The organism is Brachybacterium alimentarium, assembly GCF_002332425.1.
GTDB classification, from domain to species: domain Bacteria; phylum Actinomycetota; class Actinomycetes; order Actinomycetales; family Dermabacteraceae; genus Brachybacterium; species Brachybacterium alimentarium.
In genome coordinates, this window is sequence record NZ_NRGS01000005.1 from 463,570 (window position 1) to 488,743 (window position 25,174).

The 25,174-nt window shown below is 69.1% G+C and carries 19 protein-coding genes; 14 read left to right on the forward strand and 5 right to left on the reverse strand.

Features of this window, described 5'->3' with window-relative positions; translation table 11 throughout:
* The first annotated feature begins 208 nt into the window (after positions 1–208).
* Genes dnaE through CIK71_RS05350 form a run of 3 tightly spaced genes read left to right on the forward strand, consistent with a single transcriptional unit; the run spans position 209 to position 5,907 of the window.
* Complete coding sequence (gene dnaE, locus CIK71_RS05340; protein WP_096164109.1) at positions 209–3,775, forward strand: DNA polymerase III subunit alpha; 3,567 nt, start codon at positions 209–211, stop codon at positions 3,773–3,775.
* 1 nt (position 3,776) lies between these two features.
* On the forward strand, positions 3,777–4,610 hold the full coding sequence (locus CIK71_RS05345; RefSeq protein WP_245857299.1) for an endonuclease/exonuclease/phosphatase family protein: 834 nt from the start codon (positions 3,777–3,779) through the stop codon (positions 4,608–4,610).
* 22 nt (positions 4,611–4,632) lie between these two features.
* Positions 4,633–5,907 (forward strand): acyl-CoA dehydrogenase family protein, encoded by a 1,275-nt coding sequence (locus CIK71_RS05350; RefSeq protein ID WP_096164110.1) that lies wholly within the window; start codon positions 4,633–4,635, stop codon positions 5,905–5,907.
* Between the two features lie 113 nt (positions 5,908–6,020).
* On the opposite strand, the gene CIK71_RS05355 is transcribed toward CIK71_RS05350, so the two are convergent.
* The gene (locus CIK71_RS05355) at positions 6,021–7,580 is read right to left on the reverse strand and encodes a flotillin family protein (protein WP_096164111.1); all 1,560 of its coding nucleotides are present in this window, start codon (positions 7,578–7,580) and stop codon (positions 6,021–6,023) included.
* A gap of 175 nt (positions 7,581–7,755) precedes the next feature.
* Between CIK71_RS05355 and CIK71_RS05360 the strand changes: the two genes are divergently transcribed.
* Positions 7,756–9,177, forward strand: a complete 1,422-nt coding sequence (locus CIK71_RS05360; protein WP_096164112.1) for an MFS transporter — start codon at positions 7,756–7,758, stop codon at positions 9,175–9,177.
* A 106-nt stretch (positions 9,178–9,283) separates the two neighbouring features.
* Here the strand turns inward: CIK71_RS05360 and pgi are convergent, their stop codons facing one another.
* The gene (gene pgi / locus CIK71_RS05365; protein ID WP_096164113.1) at positions 9,284–10,978 is read right to left on the reverse strand and encodes a glucose-6-phosphate isomerase; all 1,695 of its coding nucleotides are present in this window, start codon (positions 10,976–10,978) and stop codon (positions 9,284–9,286) included.
* A 203-nt stretch (positions 10,979–11,181) separates the two neighbouring features.
* Here pgi and CIK71_RS05370 point away from each other — a divergent pair, with 203 nt between their 5' ends.
* From CIK71_RS05370 to CIK71_RS05400, 7 genes are all read left to right on the forward strand, one after another.
* Positions 11,182–12,828, forward strand: coding sequence for a peptide ABC transporter substrate-binding protein (locus CIK71_RS05370; RefSeq protein WP_096164114.1), 1,647 nt, complete (start codon positions 11,182–11,184; stop codon positions 12,826–12,828).
* Positions 12,829–12,960: 132 nt separating this feature from the next.
* Positions 12,961–13,890, forward strand: coding sequence for an ABC transporter permease (locus tag CIK71_RS05375; RefSeq protein ID WP_096164259.1), 930 nt, complete (start codon positions 12,961–12,963; stop codon positions 13,888–13,890).
* The gene (locus CIK71_RS05380) at positions 13,880–14,842 is read left to right on the forward strand and encodes an ABC transporter permease (RefSeq protein ID WP_096164115.1); all 963 of its coding nucleotides are present in this window, start codon (positions 13,880–13,882) and stop codon (positions 14,840–14,842) included. The genes CIK71_RS05375 and CIK71_RS05380 overlap by 11 nt, the downstream gene beginning before the upstream one ends.
* On the forward strand, positions 14,839–16,728 hold the full coding sequence (locus CIK71_RS05385) for a dipeptide ABC transporter ATP-binding protein (RefSeq protein WP_096164116.1): 1,890 nt from the start codon (positions 14,839–14,841) through the stop codon (positions 16,726–16,728). The genes CIK71_RS05380 and CIK71_RS05385 overlap by 4 nt, the downstream gene beginning before the upstream one ends.
* A gap of 286 nt (positions 16,729–17,014) precedes the next feature.
* Entirely contained in the window at positions 17,015–18,937 is a 1,923-nt protein-coding gene (gene typA / locus CIK71_RS05390; protein WP_096164117.1) for a translational GTPase TypA, read from the forward strand.
* 4 nt (positions 18,938–18,941) lie between these two features.
* Positions 18,942–19,424 (forward strand): hypothetical protein, encoded by a 483-nt coding sequence (locus CIK71_RS05395; protein ID WP_241964213.1) that lies wholly within the window; start codon positions 18,942–18,944, stop codon positions 19,422–19,424.
* Complete coding sequence (locus CIK71_RS05400; RefSeq protein WP_096164118.1) at positions 19,421–20,002, forward strand: CDP-alcohol phosphatidyltransferase family protein; 582 nt, start codon at positions 19,421–19,423, stop codon at positions 20,000–20,002. The genes CIK71_RS05395 and CIK71_RS05400 overlap by 4 nt, the downstream gene beginning before the upstream one ends.
* On the opposite strand, the gene CIK71_RS05405 is transcribed toward CIK71_RS05400, so the two are convergent.
* Positions 19,941–20,213, reverse strand: a complete 273-nt coding sequence (locus CIK71_RS05405; RefSeq protein WP_096164119.1) for a putative acetyltransferase — start codon at positions 20,211–20,213, stop codon at positions 19,941–19,943. The two genes, CIK71_RS05400 and CIK71_RS05405, sit on opposite strands and share 62 nt — an antisense overlap.
* A gap of 149 nt (positions 20,214–20,362) precedes the next feature.
* On the opposite strand from CIK71_RS05405, the gene fdxA reads away from it, so the two are divergent.
* The 3 genes from fdxA to CIK71_RS05420 are packed head-to-tail and all read left to right on the forward strand — an operon-like array spanning position 20,363 to position 23,309.
* Entirely contained in the window at positions 20,363–20,692 is a 330-nt protein-coding gene (gene fdxA / locus CIK71_RS05410) for a ferredoxin (protein WP_096164120.1), read from the forward strand.
* A 3-nt stretch (positions 20,693–20,695) separates the two neighbouring features.
* The gene (dapC, locus tag CIK71_RS05415; RefSeq protein WP_096164121.1) at positions 20,696–21,907 is read left to right on the forward strand and encodes a succinyldiaminopimelate transaminase; all 1,212 of its coding nucleotides are present in this window, start codon (positions 20,696–20,698) and stop codon (positions 21,905–21,907) included.
* 52 nt (positions 21,908–21,959) lie between these two features.
* Positions 21,960–23,309 (forward strand): citrate synthase, encoded by a 1,350-nt coding sequence (locus tag CIK71_RS05420; protein WP_096164122.1) that lies wholly within the window; start codon positions 21,960–21,962, stop codon positions 23,307–23,309.
* A gap of 81 nt (positions 23,310–23,390) precedes the next feature.
* Here CIK71_RS05420 and CIK71_RS05425 read toward each other — a convergent pair whose 3' ends face one another.
* Together CIK71_RS05425 and CIK71_RS05430 are read right to left on the reverse strand one after the other, a co-directional pair.
* Entirely contained in the window at positions 23,391–24,092 is a 702-nt protein-coding gene (locus CIK71_RS05425; protein WP_096164123.1) for a glycerophosphodiester phosphodiesterase, read from the reverse strand.
* A gap of 131 nt (positions 24,093–24,223) precedes the next feature.
* On the reverse strand, positions 24,224–25,159 hold the full coding sequence (locus CIK71_RS05430) for a hypothetical protein (RefSeq protein ID WP_096164124.1): 936 nt from the start codon (positions 25,157–25,159) through the stop codon (positions 24,224–24,226).
* Between the last annotated feature and the right edge of the window lie 15 nt (positions 25,160–25,174).

Sequence of the window (25,174 nt, forward strand, 5' to 3'; positions counted from 1 at the left end):
CTGCACCGGCTGGCGCTGGCCTGCCCCCGCCTGCACCGGCCTGCACCGGCCTGCACCGGCCGGCACCCGTCAGCACCGGGCCGGTGCTCCGGGGCATGCCGGTCCCGCGGTCCCCGCCCGTCGAGCCGACGCGCCGGGACGCGCCGGGTGACCTCCCCGACGCTGGCGGATGGCATGTCTGCCGCCGGGACTGGCTAGTCTGGACGGCATGGCTCCCGCGGACTCCGAAGACTTTGTGCACCTCCACGTCCACACGGACTACTCGCTCCTGGACGGGGCCGCGAAGATCGACAAACTGGTCGACGAGACCGTGCGACAAGGGCAGAAGGCCGTGGCGATCACCGACCACGGCTACCTCTTCGGCGCCTACGAGTTCTACCGGACCGCCAAGGCCGCGGGCATCAAGCCGATCATCGGCATCGAGGCCTATGTGACGCCGGGGACCAGCCGCCACGACCGCACCCGCGTGCAGTGGGGCACCCGCGAGCAGCAGCTGGCCGGCGACGACGTCTCCGCCCGTGGCGCGTACACCCACATGACCCTGCTGTCGCGCTCCACCGAGGGCATGCACAACCTGTTCCGGCTCGGCTCGGCCGCCTCGCTCGAGGGGCAGATGGGCAAGTGGCCCCGCATGGACCGCGAGATCCTCTCGCAGTACTCCGAGGGTCTGATCGCGACCTCCGGGTGCCCGTCGGGCGAGGTGCAGACCCGCCTGCGACTGGGCCAGTTCGACGAGGCCGTGAAGGCCGCCGGCGAGTTCCAGGACATGTTCGGCAAGGAGAACTACTTCATCGAGCTCATGGACCATGGGCTCGACATCGAGAAGCGCGTGACCAAGGACCTCATCGAGGTCTCCCGGGCCGTCGGCGCGCCGCTGGTCGCCACCAACGACCTCCACTACGTCACCGAGCAGGATGCGACCATCCAGGACGTCCTGCTGTGCATCAACTCCGGCTCGCGCCTGAACGACCCCGACCGCTTCAAGTTCGGCGGCTCCGGCTACTTCCTGAAGTCCGCGCAGCAGATGCGCGAGCTCTTCCGCGAGTTCCCCGAGGCCTGCGACAACACCCTGCGCATCGCCGAGATGAGCGAGGTCGAGTTCCGCACCACCGACGAGGGCGCGAACTACATGCCCAACTTCCCGACGCCTCCGGGGGAGGACGAGGAGTCCTGGTTCGTCAAGGAGGTTCAGCGCGGCCTGCAGTACCGCTATCCCGCCGGGATCCCCGACGATGTCCAGAAGCGGGCCGACTACGAGGTCGGCGTCATCCTGCAGATGGGCTTCCCGGGCTACTTCCTGGTCGTGTCGGACTACATCAAGTGGGCCAAGGAGCAGGACATCCGCGTGGGGCCGGGCCGTGGCTCCGGTGCCGGTTCGATGGTCGCCTATGCCATGCGCATCACCGATCTCGATCCTCTCGAGCACGGTCTGCTGTTCGAGCGGTTCCTGAACCCGGACCGCGTGTCCATGCCCGACTTCGACGTCGACTTCGATGATCGCCGCCGCGGCGAGGTCATCGAGTACGTCGAGCGCAAGTACGGCGACGACCGCATCGCGCAGGTCATCACCTACGGCGTCATGAAGACCAAGAACTCCCTCAAGGACGCCTCCCGCGTCCTGGACTACCCCTATGCCATGGGCGACCGCCTCTCCAAGGCGCTCCCGCCGACGGTGATGGGCAAGGACATCTCCATCAAGGGGATCTTCGACCCCGAGGACAAGCGCTACGCGGAGGCGGGGGAGTTCCGTCGGATCCACGACGAGGACCCCGACGTCCAGAAGGTCGTCGAGATCGCCAAGGGCGTCGAGGGCCTCACCCGAGGCTGGGGCGTGCACGCCTGCGCCGTGATCATGTCCAGCCACCCGCTGGTCGACATCGTGCCGATGATGCGCCGCCCCTCGGACGGTCAGATCATCACCCAGTTCGAGTACCCGACGCTGGAGACCCTCGGCCTGCTGAAGATGGACTTCCTGGGGCTGAGGAACCTCACCGTGCTCTCGGACGCGGTGGCGAACATGGAGCGCAACGGCAAGACCCCTCCGGATCTTGAGATGCTGCCCTTCGACGACGAGAAGACCTATGAGCTCCTCCAGCGCGGCGACACCCTCGGCGTGTTCCAGCTGGACGGCTCGGGCATGCGCACTCTGCTGCGGCAGATGAAGCCCGACCAGTTCGGGGACATCACCGCCGTCTCGGCGCTGTACCGACCCGGCCCGATGGGCATGAACTCCCACACCAACTACGCGCTGCGCAAGAACGGGCTGCAGGAGATCACGCCGATCCATCCCGAGCTCGAGGAGCCGCTCTCGGAGATCCTCGGCGAGACCTACGGCGTGCTGGTCTACCAGGAGCAGGTCATGCAGACGGCGCAGAAGGTCGCCGGCTACAGCCTGGGCCAGGCGGACATCCTGCGGCGCGCCATGGGCAAGAAGAAGAAGGCGGAGCTGGACAAGCAGTTCGCGTCCTTCGAGGCCGGCATGAAGGACAACGGCTACTCCGCGGGCGCCGTGACGGCGCTGTGGGAGACGCTGATGCCCTTCGCGGACTACGCCTTCAACAAATCGCACTCCGCCGCCTACGGCGTGGTCTCCTACTGGACCGGCTACCTCAAGGCGAACCATCCCACCGAGTACATGGCCGCGCTGCTGACCTCCACCCAGGAGAACCGCGACCGTCTGGGCCTCTATCTCGGCGACTGCCGCCACCGCGGCATCACCGTGCTCCCGCCCGACGTCAACGAGTCGGATCTGTACTTCTCGGCCGTCGGCGACGACATCCGCTTCGGGCTCTCGGCGATCCGCAACGTCGGCGCGCACGTGGTCGAGGAGATCATCAAGACCCGCGAGGAGAAGGGGGCCTTCACCTCCTTCACGGACTTCCTGGACAAGGTCCCGCTGTCGGTGTGCAACAAGCGCACCATCGAGTCGCTCATCAAGGGCGGCGCCTTCGACTCCATCGGCGCCAACCGTCGCTCCCTGGTGCTGATCCACGAGGACGCCGTCGACTCCGTCGTGGACGTCAAGCGCAAGGAGGCCCAGGGACAGTACGACCTGTTCGGAGACGTGTTCGGCGCTGCCGGGGGAGACGACGTCGCCTCCGGCTCCGCGGCGACCATCGTGATCCCCGATCTGCCCGAATGGGATCGCAAGGAGAAGCTCGCCTTCGAGCGCAACATGCTGGGGCTGTACGTCTCGGACCACCCGCTGTACGGCCTCGAGCACGTCATCGCACAGAACTCCTCGACCTCGATCAGCGCCCTGGCCGACGACGGTGCGATCCAGGACGGCACCATGGTCACCATCGCCGGTCTCATCACGAGCCTGCAGCGCAAGACCACCAAGAAGGGCGACATGTGGGCGATCGCCACCGTGGAGGACCTCGAGGGCTCGATCGACTGCCTCATGTTCCCCTCGACGTACCAGACCGTCGCCACGGAGCTGGCCGAGGATCTCATCGTCTCGATGAAGGGGCGGGTGGACATCTCCAAGGGCATGCCCGAGCTGCGCGTCATGGAGATGACGATCCCGGAGACCGGAGGCGGTCCCGACGGTCCGGTCGTGATCGCGCTGCCGGCGATGCGCGCGACCACCAAGGTCGCCGAGAAGCTGCGGGAGGTGCTCGAGGACAACCCCGGGTCGAGCGAGGTGCGCCTGCGACTCCAGGAGCCCGGCCGCAGCACGCTCATGCAGCTGGACAAGCGCCTCTCCGTGAACCCGTCGGCCGCTCTGTACGCCTCGCTCAAGACGCTGCTCGGACCCAGCTGCCTGCAGTGACGTGAGCGCTCAGCTGCGGGTCGCGACCTACAACATCCACCACGGGGCCGACGGCCGCGACCGGCTCGATCTGGCACGCATCGCCGAGACGCTCGCCGGGCTGAGGGCCGACGTCATCGGCCTGCAGGAGGTGGACGTGGCCTTCGGGGCGCGCTCCGCGTTCGAGGACCAGGCCGCGGGCCTGGCGGAGATGCTCGGGCTGCGCGGATGCTTCGGCGCCGCGATCGACCACGCGGCGGACGACGGGCCGGCTCGTGGTGAGCAACACCGACGGCAGTACGGGCTCGCGCTGCTGACCCCGCACGAGATCACCGCGCACCGGATGCGGCAGCTGCCCGGCCACCCTGCCCTGGGGCCGCTGCGCGAGCCGCGCGGGCTGCTGTCCGCGACCGTGCATCCGGCGGGCCAGGAACCCCTGCAGGTGCACGTCACCCACCTCGATCACGAGCATCGCGGCCACCGCACCGCCCAGGTGCTGCGGATCCTCGAGCACACCTCGGCGCTGGACGGGCCGGCCCTGCTGCTCGGGGATCTGAACGCCGATCCCTCCGCCGCAGAGCTCGGCCCCCTGTCCGCAGGCGGATGGCGGGAGGCCGCCGTGGACCTGCGCGGGGCGATGCCGCGCTCGCCGGTCACCGCGAAGTTCGCCGCAGCGCTCCCGTTCGGACGCTCCCCGGGGCGCGCGACCTTCCCTTCGCGGCTGCCCCTGCTGCGGATCGATTCGATCTGGTCGCGCGGCGCGCTCGAGGCGACCGGTCTCGAGGTGGGGGCCAGTCACGCCTCGGATCATCGGCCCCTGCTCGCGACCTTCCAGCGGCTCCGGGCCGGTTCCTGAGCAGTCCCACTATCGTGGGGACATGACTGCTGCTGATGCCGTCGCGGACCCCGCGATCTTCCTCTCCGATGCCCTGCTGAGCACCTTCCGGGACCGTGCGGCGAGACATGACCGCGAGAACACCTTCCCCACGGACGATCTCGCGGATCTCCGCGCCGCCGGATACCTGCGCCTGCTGGTGCCGACCGAGCTGGGAGGCCTCGGGGCGAGCCTGCTGCAGGCGAGCCGGATCCAACGACGCCTCGCCCAGGCCGCGCCGGCGACTGCGCTGTCGATGAACATGCACCTCGTGGTCACCGGCGCCGCACTGCACGCCCACCGCCTCGGCGTGGAGAGCGTGTGCTCGATCCTCGGGGACGCCGCCGAGGGCAGGCTGTTCGCCTTCGGGATCTCAGAGGCGGGCAACGACGCCATGCTCTTCGACTCCGGCACCAGCGCCGACACGGAAGCCGACGGCGGGTACCGCCTCACCGGCACCAAGATCTTCACCTCCCTGGCGCCGGTCTGGGACCGCCTGGTCGTGCACGGACTCGTCCAGGATCCCGCCGACGGCTCGGGCGACGGTGCTGCGGACGGCTCTGCCGCCGGCCCCGTCCCGGAGGACCCCCGCCTGGTGTTCGGCGTGCTGGAGCGCACCGACGACGTCGAGACCCTGGACGACTGGGACACCCACGGCATGCGTCCCTCGCAGTCCTGCACCACCCGTCTGCACGGCGCACGGATCGCGCCGGAACGGGTGCTGACGCACACGCCCGTCGGCCCGAATCCCGACCCCTTCGTGATGGGGATCTTCGGCACCTTCGAGCTGCTGATCGCCTCCGTCTACACCGGGATCGCCGAACGGGCGGTCGCCGTCGGCGCAGGGATCGCCACCACCCGCCGCAGTGTCACCAAGGGCATCGCCCACGCCGACGACCCCGACATCCGGTGGCGCCTGGCCGATGCCGCGATCGGGCTCGACGGCGCCGTGCTGCAGATCGAGAAGGTGCTCGCGGACCTCGACGCCCTCGGGACGGGGGAGAGCGGCGCAGGGATCACCGATCACGGGCCGCGATGGTTCCTGCACTTCTCCGGGGTGAAGTCCCGGGCGACCGAGGCCGCGATCGCCGCCGTGGACCAGGTGCTGCGCGCCAGCGGCGGGTCCCAGTACTTCCGCCGCAGCGAGCTGGAACGACTCTCCCGGGATGTGCGCGCCGGGATGTACCACCCCTCAGACGAGGAGTCCGTGCACGCCTCGTACGCGAAGGCGCTGCTCGGTGAGATCGGACAGAGCGGCGAGACCGCAGAGACGGCGTAGAGCGGGGCCCGGGGACGGCCACGCCTGCGCCCCCATCCCCTCCAGCAGCATGCAGAACGCCCCGGCCCTCCCTGCGGGGAGGACCGGGGCGTTCTTGTGGTGACGGGCCGGACTCAGGCGTCGTCACTGCTGTCGTCGGCCGAGGAGCTGTCCGCGGACGAGCTCTCGGCGGCGGACGGCGTCAGCTCGGCCTGCTCGCGCACCTCGCGGCCGCCATCGGCGGCACGCTTGAGGGTGTCCTGGAAATCGACACCAGTGGTGGACTTGACCATGTCGAGCACCTGGGCGAGGCCGACCGAGATGTTCTGGCCGATCTTCGCCTCGCCGTCGGTGGAGAACACCGACAGGTTGGAGATGTTCGAGTAGGGCGCCGCCAGCTCGTTGGCGACCGTCGGCAGCACCTCGAGCACCTGGTTGAGCACCGCGGCGTCGTTGAACTGCTTGTAGGCCTCGGCGCGGGCGCGGGTGGTCTCCGCCTCGGCGTCGCCCTTGGCACGGATCGCCGACCCCTCGGCCTCACCCTTGGCACGCAGGGCATCGGCCTCGGCCTGACCCTCGAGGCGGACTGCCTCGGCGTCCTTCGAGCGGCGCTGCAGCTCGATCTCGGCCTCGGCCCGACCACGGGCCTCGATGGCATGCGCCTCGGCGTCCGCGGTGACCTTGCGGGACTCGGCGCGGTTGCGCTCGTCCTGCAGCTGGGCCTCCGACTCGGCGATGTGCGCGTACTTCTTGGAGTCCGCATCCTGCTGCTCGGCGTAGCGCTTGGCCTCGGCCGGCTTGTGAACCTCGGCGATCAGCTGCTTCTCGCGCAGGTCGTTGTTGCGGACCGCGATGAGCTCTTCCTGCTCGATGATCCGCTGCTGCTGAGCGGCACGGGCGAGCGGGCCGGAGGCGTCCGCGACGGCCTGACGGGCGTCGGTCTCCTCCTTGATCTCCGCATTGCGGATGTCGAAGGCCTGCTTCGACTCCGCCTCCTGCTGGAGGTTCATGTTCGTCGCCTGCGTGGACTCACGGTTGGCGTCCGACTCGGCGATCGCGGCGCGCTTGGCCACCAGCGCGGCCTCGGGGCGGCCCCAGTCGCGCAGGTAGGAGCCGTCGTCCTCGATCGCGGAGATCTGGAAGGTGTCGATGACCAGACCCTGGTTGTTCATCGAGTGCTCGGCCTCGGCCTGGACCTGGCTCGCGAACGACGCACGGTCGCGGATGATCTGCTCGACGCTCAGCGTGCCGACCACCGCGCGTAGCGTGCCCGAGAGGATCTCCTGCGTGTAATGGTCGATCTGCTGCTGCTGATCGAGGAAGCGCTGCGAGGCCTTGCGGACGTCGTCGATGTTGCCGCCCACCTTGACCTGCGCCACACCGCGCAGCCGCAGGAAGATGCCGTTCATCGAGTAGCCCTCGACCTCGACCGGGATCTGGCGCGAGCTCAGGCTCAGCACGAAGGCCCGGTCCACGATCGGTCGCACGATGGCGCGGCCGCCGATGATCACGCGGGCGCTGCCGGATTCGAGGTCGATGTCCCCGGTCGGGCTGGTCTTCGCATTGCGACCGGTGATGATGAGCGCCTCGTTGGGCGCGGCGATCCGGTAGCTGCGCATCAGGATGAGCAGCAGGATCAGCAGGACGACGACGACGGCGGCGACGCCGATCGCCAGCGGTATCAGTGCTTCCATGGGTTCCCCTCGAACTTCTGTGGAATGTTGCACCAGTCTCCCATCGCGCAGCCTGACGTGACACCGGAGTCCAGAACCGAGGCCCCGCTGTGACCCGGAGCGCACGGGACCGGCCCGGAACGCCGGGGGAGACGGTCGGCATCTCACGATGTGTCCGTCCTGTCCGCATGCCGGAATGACGGGACTAGGGTCGGCCGACGTGAGTACAGCACCAGCCCCCACCACGTCGGCCCCGGCCGCAGCCCCCGCGAACACCCGCGGTCGCGTCATCACCGCCTCGATGGTCGGCACGACGATCGAGTTCTTCGACTTCTACGCCTATGCGACAGCGGCCTCCCTGGTCTTCCCGGCACTGTTCTTCCCGACGCAGACGCCGGCGAACCAGCTGCTGAGCTCGTTCGCGATCTTCGGCGTCGCCTTCGTCGCCCGCCCGCTGGGCTCGCTCATCTTCGGCCACTTCGGTGACCGGGTGGGCCGTAAGACCACCCTGGTCGCGAGCCTGCTGGTGATGGGCATCGCGACCTTCCTCATCGGCGTGCTGCCCACCGCCTCGACCCCCGGCTTCACGGTGCTGGCGCCCGCGATCCTGGTGCTGCTGCGCTTCTGCCAGGGCATCGGTCTGGGCGGCGAATGGTCCGGTGCGGCCCTGCTCGCCACCGAGAACGCCCCTCCCGGCAAGCGAGCCCTCTACGGCACGTTCCCGCAGCTCGGCGCGCCCATCGGGTTCATCCTGTCGAACCTGCTGTTCGTGGTCCTCAGCGTGCAGCTGACCGACGCGCAGTTCATGTCGTGGGGGTGGCGTCTGCCGTTCCTGCTCTCCTCGATCCTGGTGATCGTGGGCCTGTGGGTGCGCCTGAAGCTGATGGAGAGCCCTGCCTTCCAGAAGGTGATCGACGAGCAGCGCGTGGCCGCAGTCCCGATCGCCCGCGTGTTCCGCACGGCGTGGAAGCCGCTGATCCTCGCCACGATCGCCATGGTCGCCACCTATGTCCTCTTCTATCTCATGACGGCCTTCCTCATGGTGGTCGGCACCACCGCAGCCGACGAGGAGACTGCGCGCGCGGCCGCGGAGGCGGCCGGGAAGCCGTTCGACGCCGCCGGGTTCGCTCCCGGTCTCGGCTTCGAGCGCCCGCAGTTCCTCACCATGCTGATCATCGGCGTCGTGTTCTTCGGCATCTTCACCCTGGTCTCCGGCCCGCTCGCGGACCGCATGGGCCGCCGCAAGCTGCTGCTCGGCGTCACCGTCGGCATCGGCATCTTCGGGCTCCTCATCGAGCCGATGGTGCAGGCCGGCACGGCCGGTGCGATGGCGACGCTGATCATCGGCTTCACGCTCATGGGCCTCACCTTCGGCCCGATGGCGGCCTACCTGCCCGAGATGTTCGCGTCCGACGTGCGCTACACCGGCAGCGCGGTCAGCTACAACATGGCCTCCGTGATCGGTGCGGCGCCCGCGCCGTACGCGATGATCGCTCTGTGGCAGCTGCTGGACGGACCGCTGTGGCTCGTGGGCGGTTACCTGACCCTCGCCGCGGTCATCACGATCGTCGCGCTGCTGATCGGCAAGGAGACCCGCGAGGTCGACTTCCTGGCCTGAGACGTCCTCCTGACATGGAGAAGGGCGGCCCCCATGGGGGCCGCCCTTCTCGTCTGTCCGGCGGTGCGTCCGGACCGCCCGGGAGATCCTCCCGGGCGCGGTCCGCTCAGCCCTCGCGATGCTCGCGGTAGTAGCGGATCAGCGCGGCGGTCGAGGAGTCCTCCGCGGAGATCTTCTCGTCGTCGCCCGCGACGGCGCCGGCGAGGTCCTTCGCGAGCTGCTTGCCGAGCTCGACGCCCCACTGGTCGAAGGAGTTGATTCCCCAGACCGTGCCCTGCACGAAGGTGATGTGCTCGTACAGGGCGATCAGCTGGCCCAGCACCGAGGCGGTGAGCTTCGGGGCCATGATCGACGTGGTGGGGCGGTCGCCGGAGAACTCGCGGGCCGCCACGAGCGAGCCCTCGGTGCCCTCGGCGCGCACCTCCGCGGCGGTCTTGCCGAAGGCGAGCGCCTTGGTCTGCGCGAAGAAGTTCGCGAGGAACAGCTCGTGCACGTCCTGGTCGCCGTCCGCGAGGGCGTGGTTCGGGGTTGCGAAGGCGATGAAGTCCGCCGGGATCACCCGAGTGCCCTGGTGGATCAGCTGGTAGAAGGCGTGCTGGCCGTTGGTGCCCGGCTCGCCCCAGAAGACCTCGCCGGTCTCGGTGGTCGCGAGCGATCCGTCCCAGCGCACCGACTTGCCGTTGGACTCCATGGTGAGCTGCTGGAGGTAGGCGGGGAAGCGGTGGAGGTACTGGGAGTAGGGGAGCACCGCATGGGTCTCCGCCTCCAGGAAGTTCACGTTCCAGACGTTCAGCAGCCCCATCAGCAGCGGCACGTTGTCCTCCGCGGGGGCGGTGCGGAAGTGCTCGTCCATCGCGTGGAAGCCGGCCAGCAGCTCCTCGAAGACGTCCGGGCCCAGCACGGTGGCCAGCACGGTGCCGATCGCGGAATCCACGCTGTAGCGGCCGCCGACCCAGTCCCAGAAGCCGAAGGCGTTCTTCGGGTCGATGCCGAAGGCCTCCACCTTGTCCAGCGCGGTGGAGACGGCGACGAAGTGCTTCGCCACGGCCTCCGTCTCCTGCTCGACCGTGAGACCGGCGTTCTCGCGCAGCCCGGCCAGCAGCCACTCGCGCACCAGGCGCGCGTTGGTGAGGGTCTCGAGCGTGGTGAAGGTCTTCGACGCGACGATCACCAGCGTGGTCTCGGGATCGAGGTCGCGGGTGGTCTCGTGCGCATCGGTGGGGTCGATGTTGGAGAGGAACCGGGCGGACAGCCCGTCCTGCGCGAGGGGCTTCAGCGCCTCGTAGACCATGACCGGTCCGAGGTCGCTGCCGCCGATGCCGATGTTCACGACCGTCTCGATCTTCTTCCCGGTCACGCCGGTCCACTCACCGGAGCGCACCGAGTCCGCGAAGTCGTAGACGCGCTGCAGCGTCTCGTGGACGTCCGCGTCGATCTGCTGGCCGTCGACCTCGAGCGCCGGCGCGGCGCCCTCGGGGCGACGGAGCGCGGTGTGGAGCACCGCGCGGTCCTCGGTGGTGTTGAGGTGGGCACCGGAGAACATGGCGTCGCGGCGCTCCTCGACGCCGACCTCACGGGAGAGCTGCAGGAGCAGCTCCATGGTCTCGGCGGTGATCAGGTTCTTCGAGAGATCGACGCGGAGGTCCGCAGCGGTGCGGCTGAAGCGCTCGGCACGCTGCGGATCGGCATCGAACCACTCGCGCAGGGAGCCGGCGATCTCGAGGTTGTGCGCCTCGAGGGAGGCCCAGGCGTCCGTGGACGTGGGATCGAGGGGAGCGGAGGACGTGTTCGAAGCAGTCATACAGCCATTGAACACCCTTCCGGCGAGGAACGTCGTGCCCGGTCAGCGTGTTGCACGTGCTCCCGCCGAAGTGGTTGAAAAAGGCCCGAGACCGATTTGTGACCGCAGGATGGATTGTTCTTGACAGGCGAGGGTGCAGACTGAGGGATGCGTCGTGCGCAACGGAGCGCGACGGACCCAGCCCTAGTCGTCCAGGAGAATCCATGGCCATTACGCGACGTTCCATGATGCTCGGCAGTGCTGCCGGCGGAGCCGCTGCCCTCACCCTCGCCGCCTGCTCGAGCGATGGGGACAGCGGATCCGGAAGCAGCGACGGCGGCGGCTCCGGCGAGCCCATCCTCGCCAACGGCACCGAGCCGGAGAACCCGCTGATCCCGACCAACACCAGTGAGGTCGGCGGCGGTCGCGTCATCACCTCGGTCTTCTCCGGGCTCGTGTACTACACCGCGGACGGCAAGGTCGAGAACGAGGTCGCGGAGTCCATCGAGTCCGAGGACAACCAGACCTGGACGATCACGATCCGCGAGGGCCTGAAGTTCTCCGACGGCACCGAGCTGACCGCACAGAACTTCGTGGACGCGTGGAACTTCGGTGCGAACACCGCGAACGCCCAGAAGAGCCAGTCCTTCTTCGAGCCCATCGAGGGCTTCGCCGAGGTCGCCGCCGATGACGCCACCGAGGACCTCACGCTGTCGGGCCTGAAGGTCGTCGATGACACGACCTTCACCGTCAAGCTGGTCTCCACGCAGGCCGATTTCTCCTCCCGCCTGGGCTACTCGGCATACTCGCCGATGCCGCCCTCCGCCTTCGACGACATCGACGCCTTCGGCGAGGCCCCCATCGGCAACGGCCCCTACATGGTCGATTCCTGGACCCACGACTCCGAGATCGTGCTGGTCCCGAACCCGGAGTACGACGGTCCCCGCGCCGCCCAGAACGCCGGCGTCACCTTCGTCGTCTACGCGAAGGACGAGACGCTCTACAACGACATGCTCTCGGGCAACGTCGACGTCTCGGACATCATCCCCACGGGAGCGCTGTCGACCTTCGAGGACGAGCTCGGAGACCGTGCCGTCAACGCCCCGGGCGCGGTGTTCCAGTCCTTCACCATCCACCAGGAGGACCCCGACTTCACCGGCGAGGCGGGCAAGCTGCGCCGTCAGGCGATCTCCTACGCGATCGATCGCAAGGCGATCTGCGACTCGCTCTTCTACGGCACCCGCAGCCCCGCGACGGACTTCGTCGCTCCGGTGATCGACGGCGGCGGGGCCACCGACATCCCCGGCGCCGAGGTGCTCACGTTCGACGAGGCGAAGGCCAAGGAGCTGTGGGACAAGGCGGAGGAGATGGAGCCCTTCAAGGGCCCCTTCACGCTGGCGTACAACGCGGACGCCCCGCACAAGGACTGGGTCGAGGCCGTGTGCAACTCGATCAAGAACACCCTCGGCATCGAGGCGTCGCCGAACCCGTTCCCGGCCTTCGGCGAGTTCCGCGAGCAGATCACGGCGCGCACGATGGAGGGTGCCTTCCGCTCGGGCTGGCAGGCGGACTACCCCTCCGTGTTCAACTTCCTCGGCCCGATCTACTCCTCCGCCGCGGCGGACGGCAAGGGCAGCAACGACGGCGACTACAAGAACCCGGAGTTCGACGACCTGCTCAAGGAGGGCCTTGCCGCGCCGGACATCGACGCCGCGAACGAGAAGTTCCACGCCGCGGAGGCCATCCTCATGGAGGACCTGCCGGCGATTCCGCTGTGGTACCAGAACACCTTCGGCGGATACTCGGATCTGGTCTCGAACGTGGAGTACGGCTGGGACACCGTGCCGCTGTACTACGCGATCACCAAGTGATCGTCTGACCTTGTCCCCCGGCGGGAGGCGGCCCTGGTGCCGTCTCCCGCCGTCGCACGTCCATCTGCCGGGGCCATGGACGAGCGGCCATCCTCCGACGCCCCGTGCTCCCTCAAACCGAAGGTGACCGACGTGATCTGGTACATCGGGCGGCGACTGCTGCAGATGATCCCCGTGTTCCTCGGCGCCACCCTCATCGTCTATCTGATGGCCTTCGTCTCCTCCGGGGACCCCATCGCGGCGATCGCGGGTGACAAGCCGATCTCCCCGGCCGTGGCCGACAAGCTGCGCGCGCAGTACAACCTCGACAAGCCTGTCGTCATCCAGTGGCTGATCTACCTGGGCAATCTCTTCCAGGGCGACTTCGGCATCGGGTTCAACGGCCGTCCGATCATCGACCAGATCAAGGCCGCGTTCCCTGTCACCTTCCGGCTCGCGATCATCGCGATCGTGATCGAGACCGTCTTCGGAGTGGTCGCCGGCGTGATCTCGGGCCTGAGGAAGGGCACCCTGATCGACACCACGCTGCTGATGGTGTCGCTGCTGGTCATCGCCGTGCCGACCTTCGTCATCGGTTTCGTCGCGCAGTTCGGGCTCGGCGTGAAGCTCGGGATCGCCCCGGTCAACGTGGGGCGTGATCCGTCGTGGCAGAACCTCCTGGTGCCCGGAGTGGTGCTCGGCGCCGTCTCCTTCGCCTACGTGCTGCGCCTGACCCGCACCTCGATCGCCGAGGTCGCGACCGCTGACCATGTGCGCACGGCGACCGCCAAGGGGCTCTCCCGCGGCGGCGTCGTCTCCAAGCACATCCTGCGCAACTCCCTGATCCCTGTGGTCACCTTCATCGGCGCGGACCTGGGTGCCCTCATGGGCGGCGCGATCGTCACCGAGGGCATCTTCAACATCAACGGCATCGGCTCGCTGCTCTTCCGGGCCATCAACGACGGCGAGAGCCCGATGATCGTGTCGGTGGTGACGCTGCTGGTGATCATCTTCCTGATCGCCAACTTGATCGTGGACCTGCTCTACGCCGTGCTCGACCCGAGGATCCGCTATGCGAAGTGAACCCCGCCACTCCCGAACCCTGCGTCCCAGCGCCGAGCACGTCGTCGCCCCGCTGGACGAGACGCCTCTGGGCGCCGTCGACGCGGTCGACACCACCTCCGCGCCGCGCTCGATGTGGGCCGAGGCGGGCCGCAGCCTGATCCGGAACCCCGTGTTCGTCATCTCGGCGGTCCTGATCCTCATCATCCTGGTCATCGCGGCGTTCCCGAGCCTGTTCACCAGCCAGGATCCGAACTACGGCGACATCACGGCGTCCAACCAGCCACCGAGCGGAGAGCACCCCTTCGGCACCACCCGGCAGGGCTACGACGTCCTGGCCCGTGTGCTGTACGGGACCCGCACCTCGGTGATGGTCGGCTTCTTCACGATGATCCTGGCGACGCTCATCGGCGGCATCCTGGGCGCTCTGGCCGGCTACGTGGGCGGGATCTTCGATGCGGTCCTTTCCCGCATCACGGACATCTTCTTCGCGATCCCGCTGATCCTCGGCGCGATCGTGATCGCCAACCGTGCCGACTCGATGAACGTGCCGATGGTGATCCTGGTCCTCGGCGTCTTCGGATGGACCAACGTCGCGCGCATCATGCGCGGCTCGGTGATCTCGGTGAAGAACCAGGACTTCGTGACCGCCTCGACCGCACTGGGCGCGAACCCGGTGATCAACCTCGTCAAGCACGTGGTCCCCAATGCGATCGCCCCGGTGATCGTCACCGCGACCGTGAACCTCGGCGTGTACATCGTCGCCGAGGCCACGCTGTCCTTCCTGGGCGTGGGCCTCCCCTCCGCCTCCGTCTCCTGGGGCGGGGACATCTCCGACGCCCAGCCCGCGCTGCGCACCCAGCCGATGATGCTGTTCTACCCGTCGATGGCGCTCGCGATCACCGTGCTGAGCTTCATCATGCTCGGGGACGCCGTGCGCGACGCCCTCGACCCGAAGGCGAGGAAGCGATGACCACCTCCACCCACACCTCGAGCGACGAACCGCTGCTGGAGATCTCCGATCTCGAGATCACCTTCGGCACGACCAACGGTCCGGTGCGCGCCGTCCGCGGTGCGAACCTGTCCGTCTACCCGGGCGAGACGGTCGCGATCGTCGGCGAATCAGGCTCCGGGAAGTCCACCACGGCGATGAGCATCGCCCGTCTGCTGCCGAAGAACGGCGCGGTCACCGGAGGCAGCATCCGCTTCGCCGGGAAGGACATCACGTCCGTCCCCACCCGCGAGATCCTCGCGCTGCGCGGAAGCGAGATCGGCCTGGTCCCGCAGGATCCGATGAGCAACCTCAACCCCATGTGGAAGGTGGGGACGCAGATCAAGGAGGCGCTCTCGGCCAACGGGATGGCGCGCGGTGCCGCGGCGAACAGACGCGCGGTGGAGCTGCTGGAGGAGGCCGGACTGCCCGATGCGGCGCGCCGCGCCGGCCAGTACCCGCACGAGTTCTCCGGCGGCATGAAGCAGCGAGCCCTGATCGCGATGGGACTCGCCGCCCGGCCGAAGCTGCTGATCGCCGACGAGCCCACCAGCGCGCTCGATGTCACCGTGCAGCAGCAGATCCTCGACCACCTCGACACCCTCACCGAGGAGCTCGGGGTGGCGGTCCTGCTGATCACCCACGACCTCGGACTGGCCGCCGAACGCGCCCAGCATCTGGTCGTCATGTACAAGGGCCGGATCGTCGAGTCCGGGCCGGCGATCGAGCTGCTGCAGAATCCGCAGCACCCGTACACCAAGCGGCTCATCGGCGCGGCGCCCTCCCTCGCCTCCCGGCGACTGGGCTCCGGCGCGGGACGGGCCGAGGTGAGCGAGAGGCCCCGGCAGGAGCGGACGACCGCCGCGCCGGAGAGGGCAGCGGCGACGGGAGCACCGGCGGCGCCCGCCCGGCAGGCGGACGGCGCGGCCCCGGAGTTCGGGTACGGCGAGACCGATCCGCACGCAGTGATCCAGGTCCAGGACCTCACCAAGGAGTTCCCGATCCGGGGCAGCGTCCCGTGGAGGTCGACCCCCTTCACCGCTGTGGACCGCGTCTCCTTCGCGATCGAGCGCGGCACCACCACGGCGATCGTGGGGGAGTCCGGGTCGGGCAAGTCCACGGTCGCGCAGATGGTGCTGAAGCTCCTGGACCCGACGTCGGGCCGCGTGCTCTTCGAGGGCAAGGACGTCACCACGTACAAGGGCAAGGAGCTGAAGTCGCTGCGCCGCCGCGTGCAGCCGATCTTCCAGAACCCCTACGGCACCCTCGACCCGATGTACTCGATCTACAGCACGATCGAGGAGCCGCTGCGCCTGCACGGCATCGGCGATGCGAAGAGCCGGGAGGCCAAGGTACGTGACCTGCTGGACAAGGTCGCGCTGCCCGCGGAGATGATGCGGCGCTATCCCAACGAGCTCTCGGGCGGGCAGCGTCAGCGCATCGCGATCGCTCGCGCCCTGGCGCTCGACCCGGAGGTCGTGATCTGCGACGAGGCGGTCTCCGCGCTCGACGTGCTGGTCCAGGCCCAGGTCCTGGAGCTGCTCAACGATCTGCAGTCCGAGCTCGGGCTCTCCTACCTCTTCATCACGCACGACCTCGCGGTGGTGCGGCAGATCGCCGATCGCACGCTGGTCATGGAGAAGGGGAGGGTCGTCGAGCAGGGGACCACCGATCAGGTGTTCCACTCCCCGCAGGAGGACTACACCAAGCGTCTGCTGGCGGCGATCCCCGGCGGCTCCATCCCGCTCGCGGGGGCCGAGACCATCGATGTCGAGGCACCCGCCCCGGTGGTGGAGGACGCGGAGGCGGACGGCCCGCAGGACGACGGCGGGGTCATCGATCCCTTCTCCGAGGCCGGACACGTTTGATCTCATGAGCGACGCGCCCACCGTCCCGTGGGCCACCTCCGAGCATCGCGCTCGGGCCGAGGAATCGGTCCGAGCGCGGTCTGCGTCCGGGCCCGCCGCGCTCCGTCTCGACGGTCGGCGCCGACCATCGGCCGACACCGCGTCGAACATCTCATCGACAGACCGCTGACCTTTGCGCTGCTTGCCGATAGACTCGCCAAGGCCCTGGAGCGGGTCGCACCTCTCCGTGCGACCGGGCGCTGCTCGGTCCCCGCCCCGCCGAGCAACTTGAAACGAGCCTTCGCGTATGACTCTCCGCCTCCGCAACGACCTGCGAAACGTCGCCATCGTCGCCCACGTCGACCATGGCAAGACCACCCTGGTCGACGCCATGCTGACCCAGGGTGGCGCCTTCAGCGACCACGACAAGCACGACGAGCGGGCGATGGACTCGGGCGAGCTGGAGCGCGAGAAGGGCATCACCATCCTCGCGAAGAACACGGCGATCCGCTATGTCGGCCCGTCGGCTGCGGAGATCGGTGAGCCCGACGGCATCACCATCAACGTCATCGACACCCCCGGGCACGCCGACTTCGGCGGCGAGGTCGAGCGCGGACTGTCCATGGTCGACGGTGTCGTGCTGCTGGTGGACTCCTCCGAGGGCCCGCTGCCGCAGACCCGCTTCGTGCTGCGCAAGGCGCTCGCCGCGAAGCTCCCGGTGATCCTCGTGGTCAACAAGGTCGATCGCCCCGACGCCCGCATCGAGGAGGTCGTCGGCGAGGCCACCGACCTGCTGCTGGGCCTCGCGTCGGACCTGTCCGAGGAGATGCCCGACATCGATCTCGACGCCGTCCTGGACGTGCCGGTGGTCTACGCCTCCGGCAAGGCCGGCCGCGCCTCGACCACTCAGCCGGCCGACGGCACCCTCCCCGAGGAGGAGACCGTCGAGCCGCTGTTCAAGACGATCCTCGAGTCCATTCCCGCGCCGACCTACGATGACGAGGTGCCCCTGCAGGCGCACGTCACCAACCTCGACGCCTCGCCGTTCCTCGGCCGTCTCGCGCTGCTGCGCATCAAGAACGGCGAGCTGAGCAAGGGCCAGCAGGTCGCCTGGTGCACCCAGAACGGCACCACCAAGCAGGTCAAGATCACCGAGCTGCTCGAGACCAAGGGCCTCACCCGCGTGCCCATGACCGGCACCGCCCGCCCGGGCGACATCGTCGCCGTGGCCGGCATCCCCGAGATCATGATCGGCGAGACCCTTGCCGATCTCGCGGACCCGCGCCCGCTGCCGCTGATCACCATCGACGATCCCGCGATCTCGATGACCATCGGCATCAACACCTCTCCGCTGGCCGGGAAGAACGGGAAGGGCCACAAGCTCACCGCCCGCCAGGTCAAGGACCGGCTGGACCAGGAGCTGGTCGGCAACGTGTCGCTCAAGGTGCTGCCCACGGAGCGCCCCGACGCCTGGGAGGTGCAGGGCCGCGGTGAGCTGGCGCTGTCGATCCTGGTCGAGCAGATGCGCCGTGAGGGCTTCGAGCTCACCGTCGGCAAGCCGAAGGTCCTCACCCGCGAGATCGACGGCCACAAGCACGAGCCCGTCGAGCGCATGACCATCGACGTGCCCGAGGAGTACCTCGGCACCGTCACCCAGCTGATGGCCTCGCGCAAGGGCCGCATGGAGACGATGAGCAACCACGGCTCCGGCTGGGTGCGCATGGAGTTCACCGTACCCTCCCGCGGCCTGATCGGCTTCCGCACCCGGTTCATGACCGAGACCCGCGGCAACGGCATCGCCTCGTCCTACGCCGACGGCTTCGAGCCCTGGATGGGACACATCGAGTTCCGCGCCACCGGCTCGCTGGTCGCCGACCGTGCCGGCACCGTGACCCCCTTCGCGATGATCAACCTCCAGGAGCGCGGCTCGTTCTTCGTCGAGCCCACCTCCGAGGTCTACGCGGGCCAGATCGTCGGCGAGAACTCTCGCAACGAGGACATGGACGTGAACATCACGAAGGAGAAGAAGCTGACGAACATGCGTGCGGCCTCCTCGGACTCCTTCGAGAACCTGGTGCCGCCGCGCCGGCTGACCCTCGAGGAGTCCCTCGAGTTCACCAACGACGACGAGTGCGTCGAGGTCACCCCGGAGGTCATCCGCATCCGCAAGGTGCTCCTGGACGCCACCGAGCGCAACCGCGCACGGTCGAAGGCCAAGTCCGGGAAGTGATCCCGTGACGGACGCGCACCGTCGCGCCACGACGGTCGACACGACCTCCCTCCCCTCCCGGGTCGCCCAGGTGGTGATGGGGGTCGTGCTGACCATCGTCTCGGTGCTGCTGATGATCACCACGCATCGGATGCAGCTGGAGCTGCTCGGGATCGATCTTCCCGCCGGGCTGCTCTTCGGAGCCCTGTTCCAGGTGGTCGTCACGGTGTTCCTGTATGCCTCGACGGGCTCGCGCCTGCCGCTCGTGGTGGTCGGCTCCCTGTGGGCGCTGGTCGCGATCCCCTTCCTCGGCAACGGGGCGGGAGGCGGTGTGCTGATGCCCGCCGTGATCGCAGGGAAGGCACAGTACTCCGGGTGGATCGTGCAGGCCCTGGGGATCGGCATCCCGTTCCTCGGGGTGCTCGCCGTCACTCTCGGCCGACGACGCCGTGACGGCCGACGCAGCCGTGGCAGCAGCCGGCCTCCCGCCCGGCGCGACGCAGCATGACGCAGCGTCGCCGTCCCGACTGGGCGACGATCCCGAACCTGGTCACGCTCGCGCGCTTCGCGCTGCTCGCTCCGGTGTGCGCGCTGCTGCTGGACGGCCCGGACACCCTCGCCGTGGTGCTGCTGCTGGCGTGGGCCAGCACGGACTGGATCGACGGGGTGCTGGCCCGTGCGCTGGACCAGACCAGCCGCACGGGCGAGATCATCGACCCGATCGCGGATCGGATCGGCCTGGCGGCGATCGTGGCATCGCTCGCCGTCGCCGACCTCCTGCCCTGGGCGGCGCTGGTGATCATCGTGGTGGTGGACGTCGCGATGGTGCTGCTGGCCACACGGGCCGCGCTCGGCGGGCGCATCGCCGTGTCCCGACTCGGGAAGGTACGCACCTTCTTGCTCATGACGTCCGTGTTCGGACTGGTCGTGGTGGCCGCGTGGGCACCGGACCTGGTGCCGGCCGTGCGAGTGCTGCTGTGGATCGCCGTGGCGCTGCACGTGATCTCCGGCGCCGACTACATCCTCAGGGCGACTCGGGCCGGGGCCGGCGCACCGGCGGGGGAGGCACCTCCTTCGCCGCGATGACCAGCGGTCGCGGCACCCGTACCTGGCCGCGCCGGGTCATCACCCGCACCTCGGAATCGTCGGCCGCGAGAATGGTGCCCAGCGCATCGCTCATCGACTCCCCATGCGGGGAGCTCTCGCGGTTGATCGCGTAGCGCAGGACCACGCGCACCCCCGGTTGCAGGAACGGCGCCCAGCCGGCGCGCACCCGATGCTCGTCACGCAGTGTCATGGCGCGAGGCTAGTCGTCTTCGCGGCCGTTGGTCGCACCCGCCAGGATGTTCGTCGTGTCACGTACGCTGCGGCGGCCCCGGAGAGGGAGGTCCGCCAGGGGCGGGGATGAGAGGATGGAACCGTCTCCCTGCCGGAAGGATGTTGTTCATGACGTACGTCATCGCCCTCCCCTGCGTCGACGTGAAGGACCGCGCCTGCGTCGATGAATGCCCCGTGGACTGCATCTACGAGGGCAGCCGGATGCTGTACATCCAGCCCGACGAGTGCGTGGACTGTGGCGCCTGCGAACCCGTCTGCCCGGTGGAGGCGATCTTCTACGAGGACGACACCCCGGATCAGTGGGCCGACTACTACAAGGCCAACGTCGAGTTCTTCGACGATCTGGGAGCTCCCGGCGGCGCCGCGAAGATGGGCGTCATCGAGAAGGACCATCCTCTCGTCGAGGCGCTGCCCCCGCAGCCGAACCCGTTGGTCTGAGCCATGGCCACAGCAGCTGACACCTCGGGCACCTCCGGCATCTCTGACATCTCAGCCAGCGCTGACCGCTCGAGCCGTCGCGGGCTCGCCGCCCGCCTGCCCGCTTTTCCGTGGGATGCCCTCGCCGGCGCGGCGCAGCGCGCGAGCGCGCACCAGGGAGGCCTCGTCGATCTCTCCGTCGGGACCCCGGTGGATCCGACCCCTGCCTCCGTGCAGCGGGCGCTGGCGGCCGCGGCCGATCGCCCCGGCTACCCCACCACCGTCGGCACGCCCGCTCTGCGCGAGGCCCTGGTGGACTTCGTGCGCCGTCATCGCGGCGCACCCGCGGCGCTCGACGTGGACGGCGTGCTGCCCACCGTCGGCTCCAAGGAGCTCGTCGCGCACCTGCCCTTCCAGCTCGGGATCGGCGCGGGCGACGTCGTCGCCTTCCCGGACGTCGCGTACCCGACCTACGACATGGGCGCGCGCTTCGTCGGCGCCGAGGCGCTGCCGCTGGACATGGCGGCGCTCGCCGCCGACGGGGAGGCGGCACTGCCTGACCCGTCGGCCGCCTCCCGCATCCGTCTGCTGTGGCTGAACTCCCCGTCGAACCCCACCGGTGAGGTGCTCACCGCGGAGCAGATGGCGGCGATCGTGCGCTGGGCCCGGGAACGGGGCATCGTGGTCGCCTCCGACGAGTGCTACGCCCTGCTGCCCTGGACCGTCGACGAGGTCTCCTCGGTGCTGGACCCGCGCGTGAACGGCGGCTCGCTGGACGGCGTGCTGTGCGTCTACTCGCTGTCCAAGCAGTCCAACCTGGCGGGCTACCGGGCGGCGTTCGTCGCGGGGGACCCGTCCGTGGTGGGCGAGCTGCTGGCGGTGCGCAAGCAGGCCGGCATGATGCTCCCGGCGCCGATCCAGGCGGCGATGACCGTCGCCCTCGGCGACGACGATGCCGTGGCGACGCAGCGCGAGACCTATCGTGCACGCCGCGCGATCCTGGAGCCAGCGCTGCGGGGAGCCGGAGGCGCGATCCACGGCTCGCAAGCCGGTCTGTACCTGTGGACAACCTTCGACGAGGACGCGATGAGCAGTGTGGATCGCCTCGCTGCCCTCGGGATCCTGGTCGCTCCCGGGATGTTCTATGGTGAGGGTGGCGGGCGTTTCGTCCGCGTCGCGCTCACCTCGACCGATGAGCGGATCGCCGCCGCCGCCCAGCGCCTCGAGCGCTCCTGATACCTGCGCCTCGCGCGCACCCACCGATCCGACACTGCACAACGGAGAGCCCATGGATCACGCTACGTCTGCTCAGCTCACGCTCGGGGAGAAATCCCTCGATCTCCCGATCGTCCCCTCGGTCGAGGGGAACTCGGGCATCTCGATCGGCCCGCTGCGCAAGGAGACCGGTGAGGTCACCTACGACCCCGGCTTCATGAACACCGCCAACGCGAAGTCGTCGATCACCTACATCGACGGTGACGAGGGCATCCTGCGCTATCGCGGATACCCGATCGAGCAGCTCGCCGAGAACTCCTCCTTCCTGGAGGTCTCGTACCTGCTGATCAACGGCGAGCTGCCCACCACGGGCCAGCTCGACAACTTCGTCGCCCAGGTGGAGCGGCGCACCCTGCTCGACGAGCGCTTCAAGCGCATGTTCGACGGATACCCCCGCGACGCCCACCCGATGGCCGTCCTGCAGGCCGGGGTCTCCGGACTCTCGACCTTCTACCAGGATTCGCTGGACCCCTTCGACGAGGAGCAGACCCGTCTGTCGACGGTGCGGCTGCTCGCGAAGATGCCGACGATGGCCGCCTACGCCCACCGCCTGGCCCAGGGCCATGCGCTGCTGTACCCGGACAACCGCCTCTCCCTGATCGAGAACTTCCTGCGCCTGACCTTCGGGTTCCCGGTCGAGGACTACATCGCCGATCCAGTCGTGGTGCGGGCGATGGAACAGCTGCTGATCCTGCACGCCGACCACGAGCAGAACTGCTCGACCTCGGCCGTGCGCCTGGTGGGCTCCGCTCAGGCAAACCTGTTCACGTCGATCTCCGCCGGCATCGGCGCCCTCTCCGGACCGGCCCACGGCGGCGCGAACGCCGCGGTGATGGACATGCTCGACCAGATCCAGACCGAGAACATGGACCCCCGCGACTTCATGGAGAAGGTGAAGAACAAGGAGGACGGGATCCGCCTCATGGGCTTCGGCCACCGGGTCTACAAGAACTACGATCCGCGCGCCCGCATCGTGAAGAAGATCGCGGACAACGTCCTCGAGCGCCTCGGCGTCCATGACGAGCGTCTCGAGCTCGCGATGAAGCTCGAGGAGATCGCCCTGCAGGACGACTACTTCGTCGAGCGCAAGCTCTACCCGAACGTCGACTTCTACACCGGCCTCATCTACAAGGCGATCGGCTTCCCGACCGAGATGTTCACTGTCCTGTTCGCGATCGGTCGCCTGCCGGGCTGGATCGCCCAGTGGCAGGAGATGGTCCACGACCCGGAGACCAAGATCGGGCGGCCGCGCCAGATCTACACCGGTCACGCCGAGCGCCCGTACGTTCCCATGGAGGACCGCACGGGCACCAGCGAGCTGCGCCTGGCCGAGCTGAAGGCAGAGCTCGACAACCGCGACTGACCGCGTCACCACGCATCGAGAAGGCCCTGGCCCGAGAGACCTCCCACGGAGGTTCACCCGGCCAGGGCCTTCTGCCGTCCGTCACCGCGCGCGGATCCCCAGCTCCCGCCTGAGAGCACCGGCCCGGTTCGAGGTGATCGCGTCGACGCCGAGCACCGCGAGCTCCTCCGCCCGCCGGGCGTCATCCACCGTCCAGCAGGTGACCTCGAGCCCGTGGGCACGGGCCCAGGCGATCGATGCCGCGTCCACCAGCTCGTGCGGCGGATTCCAGGAGCGGGGTCGCAGCTCGACCAGGATCTCGTCCGGGATCGGCTCGGGCACCTTCCACGTCAGCCGGATCTCGGCCGACGGCTCCGACGCACGCACGGCGCGCATCGCGGTGAGCCCTCCGCAGTAGGACGGGGCAGGAACGGACGGATCGGCTGCGCGCACGGCACGGACGGTGTCGACCACGGCGTGTGCGAGGAGGGGGTCGGGACCGTCATCGGGCAGGTCCAGGAGGAGGGCGCTCGGCGCGGCCTCCACGAGGGCGTCGCGCAGCAGCGGAATTCCCGGTGCGAGCTCCGCGGTGCGCTGCTCGCGCACCGGTCGGTCCACGCCCCACAGGCGCAGCGACGTCGGGTCGTGCAGCAGCACGCACTCCCCGTCGGCCGTGCGCCGCAGATCCACCTCGATGAGCGCGGCGCCGTCGGCCCGGGCGCGGCGCACCGCCGCCAGGGTGTTCTCGATCTCGTGCACGGGATCGCCGCGGTGGGCGACCAGCTGCAGGGGCGCGGTGCGCATGAGCGCGACGCTACCCTGCTCGCCATACCACCAGACCAACAGCCCGCCTGCCCGCCAGACCGCCAGACCGCCAGACCGCCAGACCACCAGCCCGCCTGTCCGGGCGTCTGGCCCGTCCTGCGCTCGCGGTCTCAGCCGCCGCTGACCAGCACGACCACCGAGTCTGCTTCGCCGCCGTCGACGCTGCCCCAGGTCTCGGCCTCCTCACGGCGCAGGGAGCGGTCCCATACTCGGCCCTGGTAGGACACCTGGACCACGCCGTCCTGCGCGGCGCGGGCGACGGCCCAGTTCGCGAGCGCCCATCCGCGGGTGGTGTCCCCACCGGTGTCGATGACCAGCGCGGTCGCCCCGGAGCCGTCGGGCCGCTGCGGGGCCACGGAGCCCGCTGGACGCAGCGACGAGGCGATCCCGCCGGATTCGGTCAGGCGCGGGAACTGCCCCGCGAGCTCCCCGCGCAGCTGCTCGGGCGAGGTGGTCGAGCCGACCTCGTCGAGCGTGCACACCAGGTTCGCGCCGGACTGCCCGGTCAGGGCGGAGGCGTACAGGCGTCCTTCGGTCTCGTGGTCGCGATACGCCTCGGGGTGGCCGGAGCGCTGGACCTCCTGGGCCACGTCGTTGATGTCCCCGCTCTCGTAGGCGCTGACCGTCTCGAGCGCGTCGTAGAAGGCGTTCGTGGAGTAGATCGGGTCCTGGACCTCATCCTCGGTGCCCCAGCCCTGCGAGGGCCGCTGCTGGAACAGGCCCAGGGAGTCACGATCCCCGTGCTCGATGTTCTGCAGCTGGGACTCCTGGTAGGCGGTCGCGAGCGCGATCGACGCCGCCCGTGGAGGCAGGCCCCGATCCACCGCGATGGCGCTGATCAGTGCCGCGTTCTCTGCTCGATCGGTGCTGTAGCGGTGGCTGGTGCCCAGCCCGTGGGCGGTGCAGGTGCCCACGTGCGCGGGGGAGCCGTAGCGCTGCAGGGCGACGTAGGAGCCCCCGGCGATCCCCGCGCACGCCAGCACCATGACCAGGGGGATCACGAGGTGTCGGCCGACGGAGCCCCTCGCCCGTGCGCGACCTGCCATCTCCAGCTCTCCGTC

Excerpts from the sequence above, each read along its gene's own strand:
- dnaE (WP_096164109.1), top strand. The coding sequence starts at position 209 with ATGGCTCCCGCGGACTCCGAAGACTTTGTGCACCTCCACGTCCACACG.
- CIK71_RS05350 (WP_096164110.1), top strand. The coding sequence starts at position 4,633 with ATGACTGCTGCTGATGCCGTCGCGGACCCCGCGATCTTCCTCTCCGAT.
- CIK71_RS05355 (WP_096164111.1), bottom strand. The coding sequence starts at position 7,580 with ATGGAAGCACTGATACCGCTGGCGATCGGCGTCGCCGCCGTCGTCGTC.
- CIK71_RS05360 (WP_096164112.1), top strand. The coding sequence starts at position 7,756 with ATGACGGGACTAGGGTCGGCCGACGTGAGTACAGCACCAGCCCCCACC.
- pgi (WP_096164113.1), bottom strand. The coding sequence starts at position 10,978 with ATGACTGCTTCGAACACGTCCTCCGCTCCCCTCGATCCCACGTCCACG.
- CIK71_RS05370 (WP_096164114.1), top strand. The coding sequence starts at position 11,182 with ATGGCCATTACGCGACGTTCCATGATGCTCGGCAGTGCTGCCGGCGGA.
- CIK71_RS05380 (WP_096164115.1), top strand. The coding sequence starts at position 13,880 with ATGCGAAGTGAACCCCGCCACTCCCGAACCCTGCGTCCCAGCGCCGAG.
- CIK71_RS05385 (WP_096164116.1), top strand. The coding sequence starts at position 14,839 with ATGACCACCTCCACCCACACCTCGAGCGACGAACCGCTGCTGGAGATC.
- typA (WP_096164117.1), top strand. The coding sequence starts at position 17,015 with ATGACTCTCCGCCTCCGCAACGACCTGCGAAACGTCGCCATCGTCGCC.
- CIK71_RS05400 (WP_096164118.1), top strand. The coding sequence starts at position 19,421 with ATGACGCAGCGTCGCCGTCCCGACTGGGCGACGATCCCGAACCTGGTC.
- CIK71_RS05405 (WP_096164119.1), bottom strand. The coding sequence starts at position 20,213 with ATGACACTGCGTGACGAGCATCGGGTGCGCGCCGGCTGGGCGCCGTTC.
- fdxA (WP_096164120.1), top strand. The coding sequence starts at position 20,363 with ATGACGTACGTCATCGCCCTCCCCTGCGTCGACGTGAAGGACCGCGCC.
- dapC (WP_096164121.1), top strand. The coding sequence starts at position 20,696 with ATGGCCACAGCAGCTGACACCTCGGGCACCTCCGGCATCTCTGACATC.
- CIK71_RS05420 (WP_096164122.1), top strand. The coding sequence starts at position 21,960 with ATGGATCACGCTACGTCTGCTCAGCTCACGCTCGGGGAGAAATCCCTC.
- CIK71_RS05425 (WP_096164123.1), bottom strand. The coding sequence starts at position 24,092 with ATGCGCACCGCGCCCCTGCAGCTGGTCGCCCACCGCGGCGATCCCGTG.
- CIK71_RS05430 (WP_096164124.1), bottom strand. The coding sequence starts at position 25,159 with ATGGCAGGTCGCGCACGGGCGAGGGGCTCCGTCGGCCGACACCTCGTG.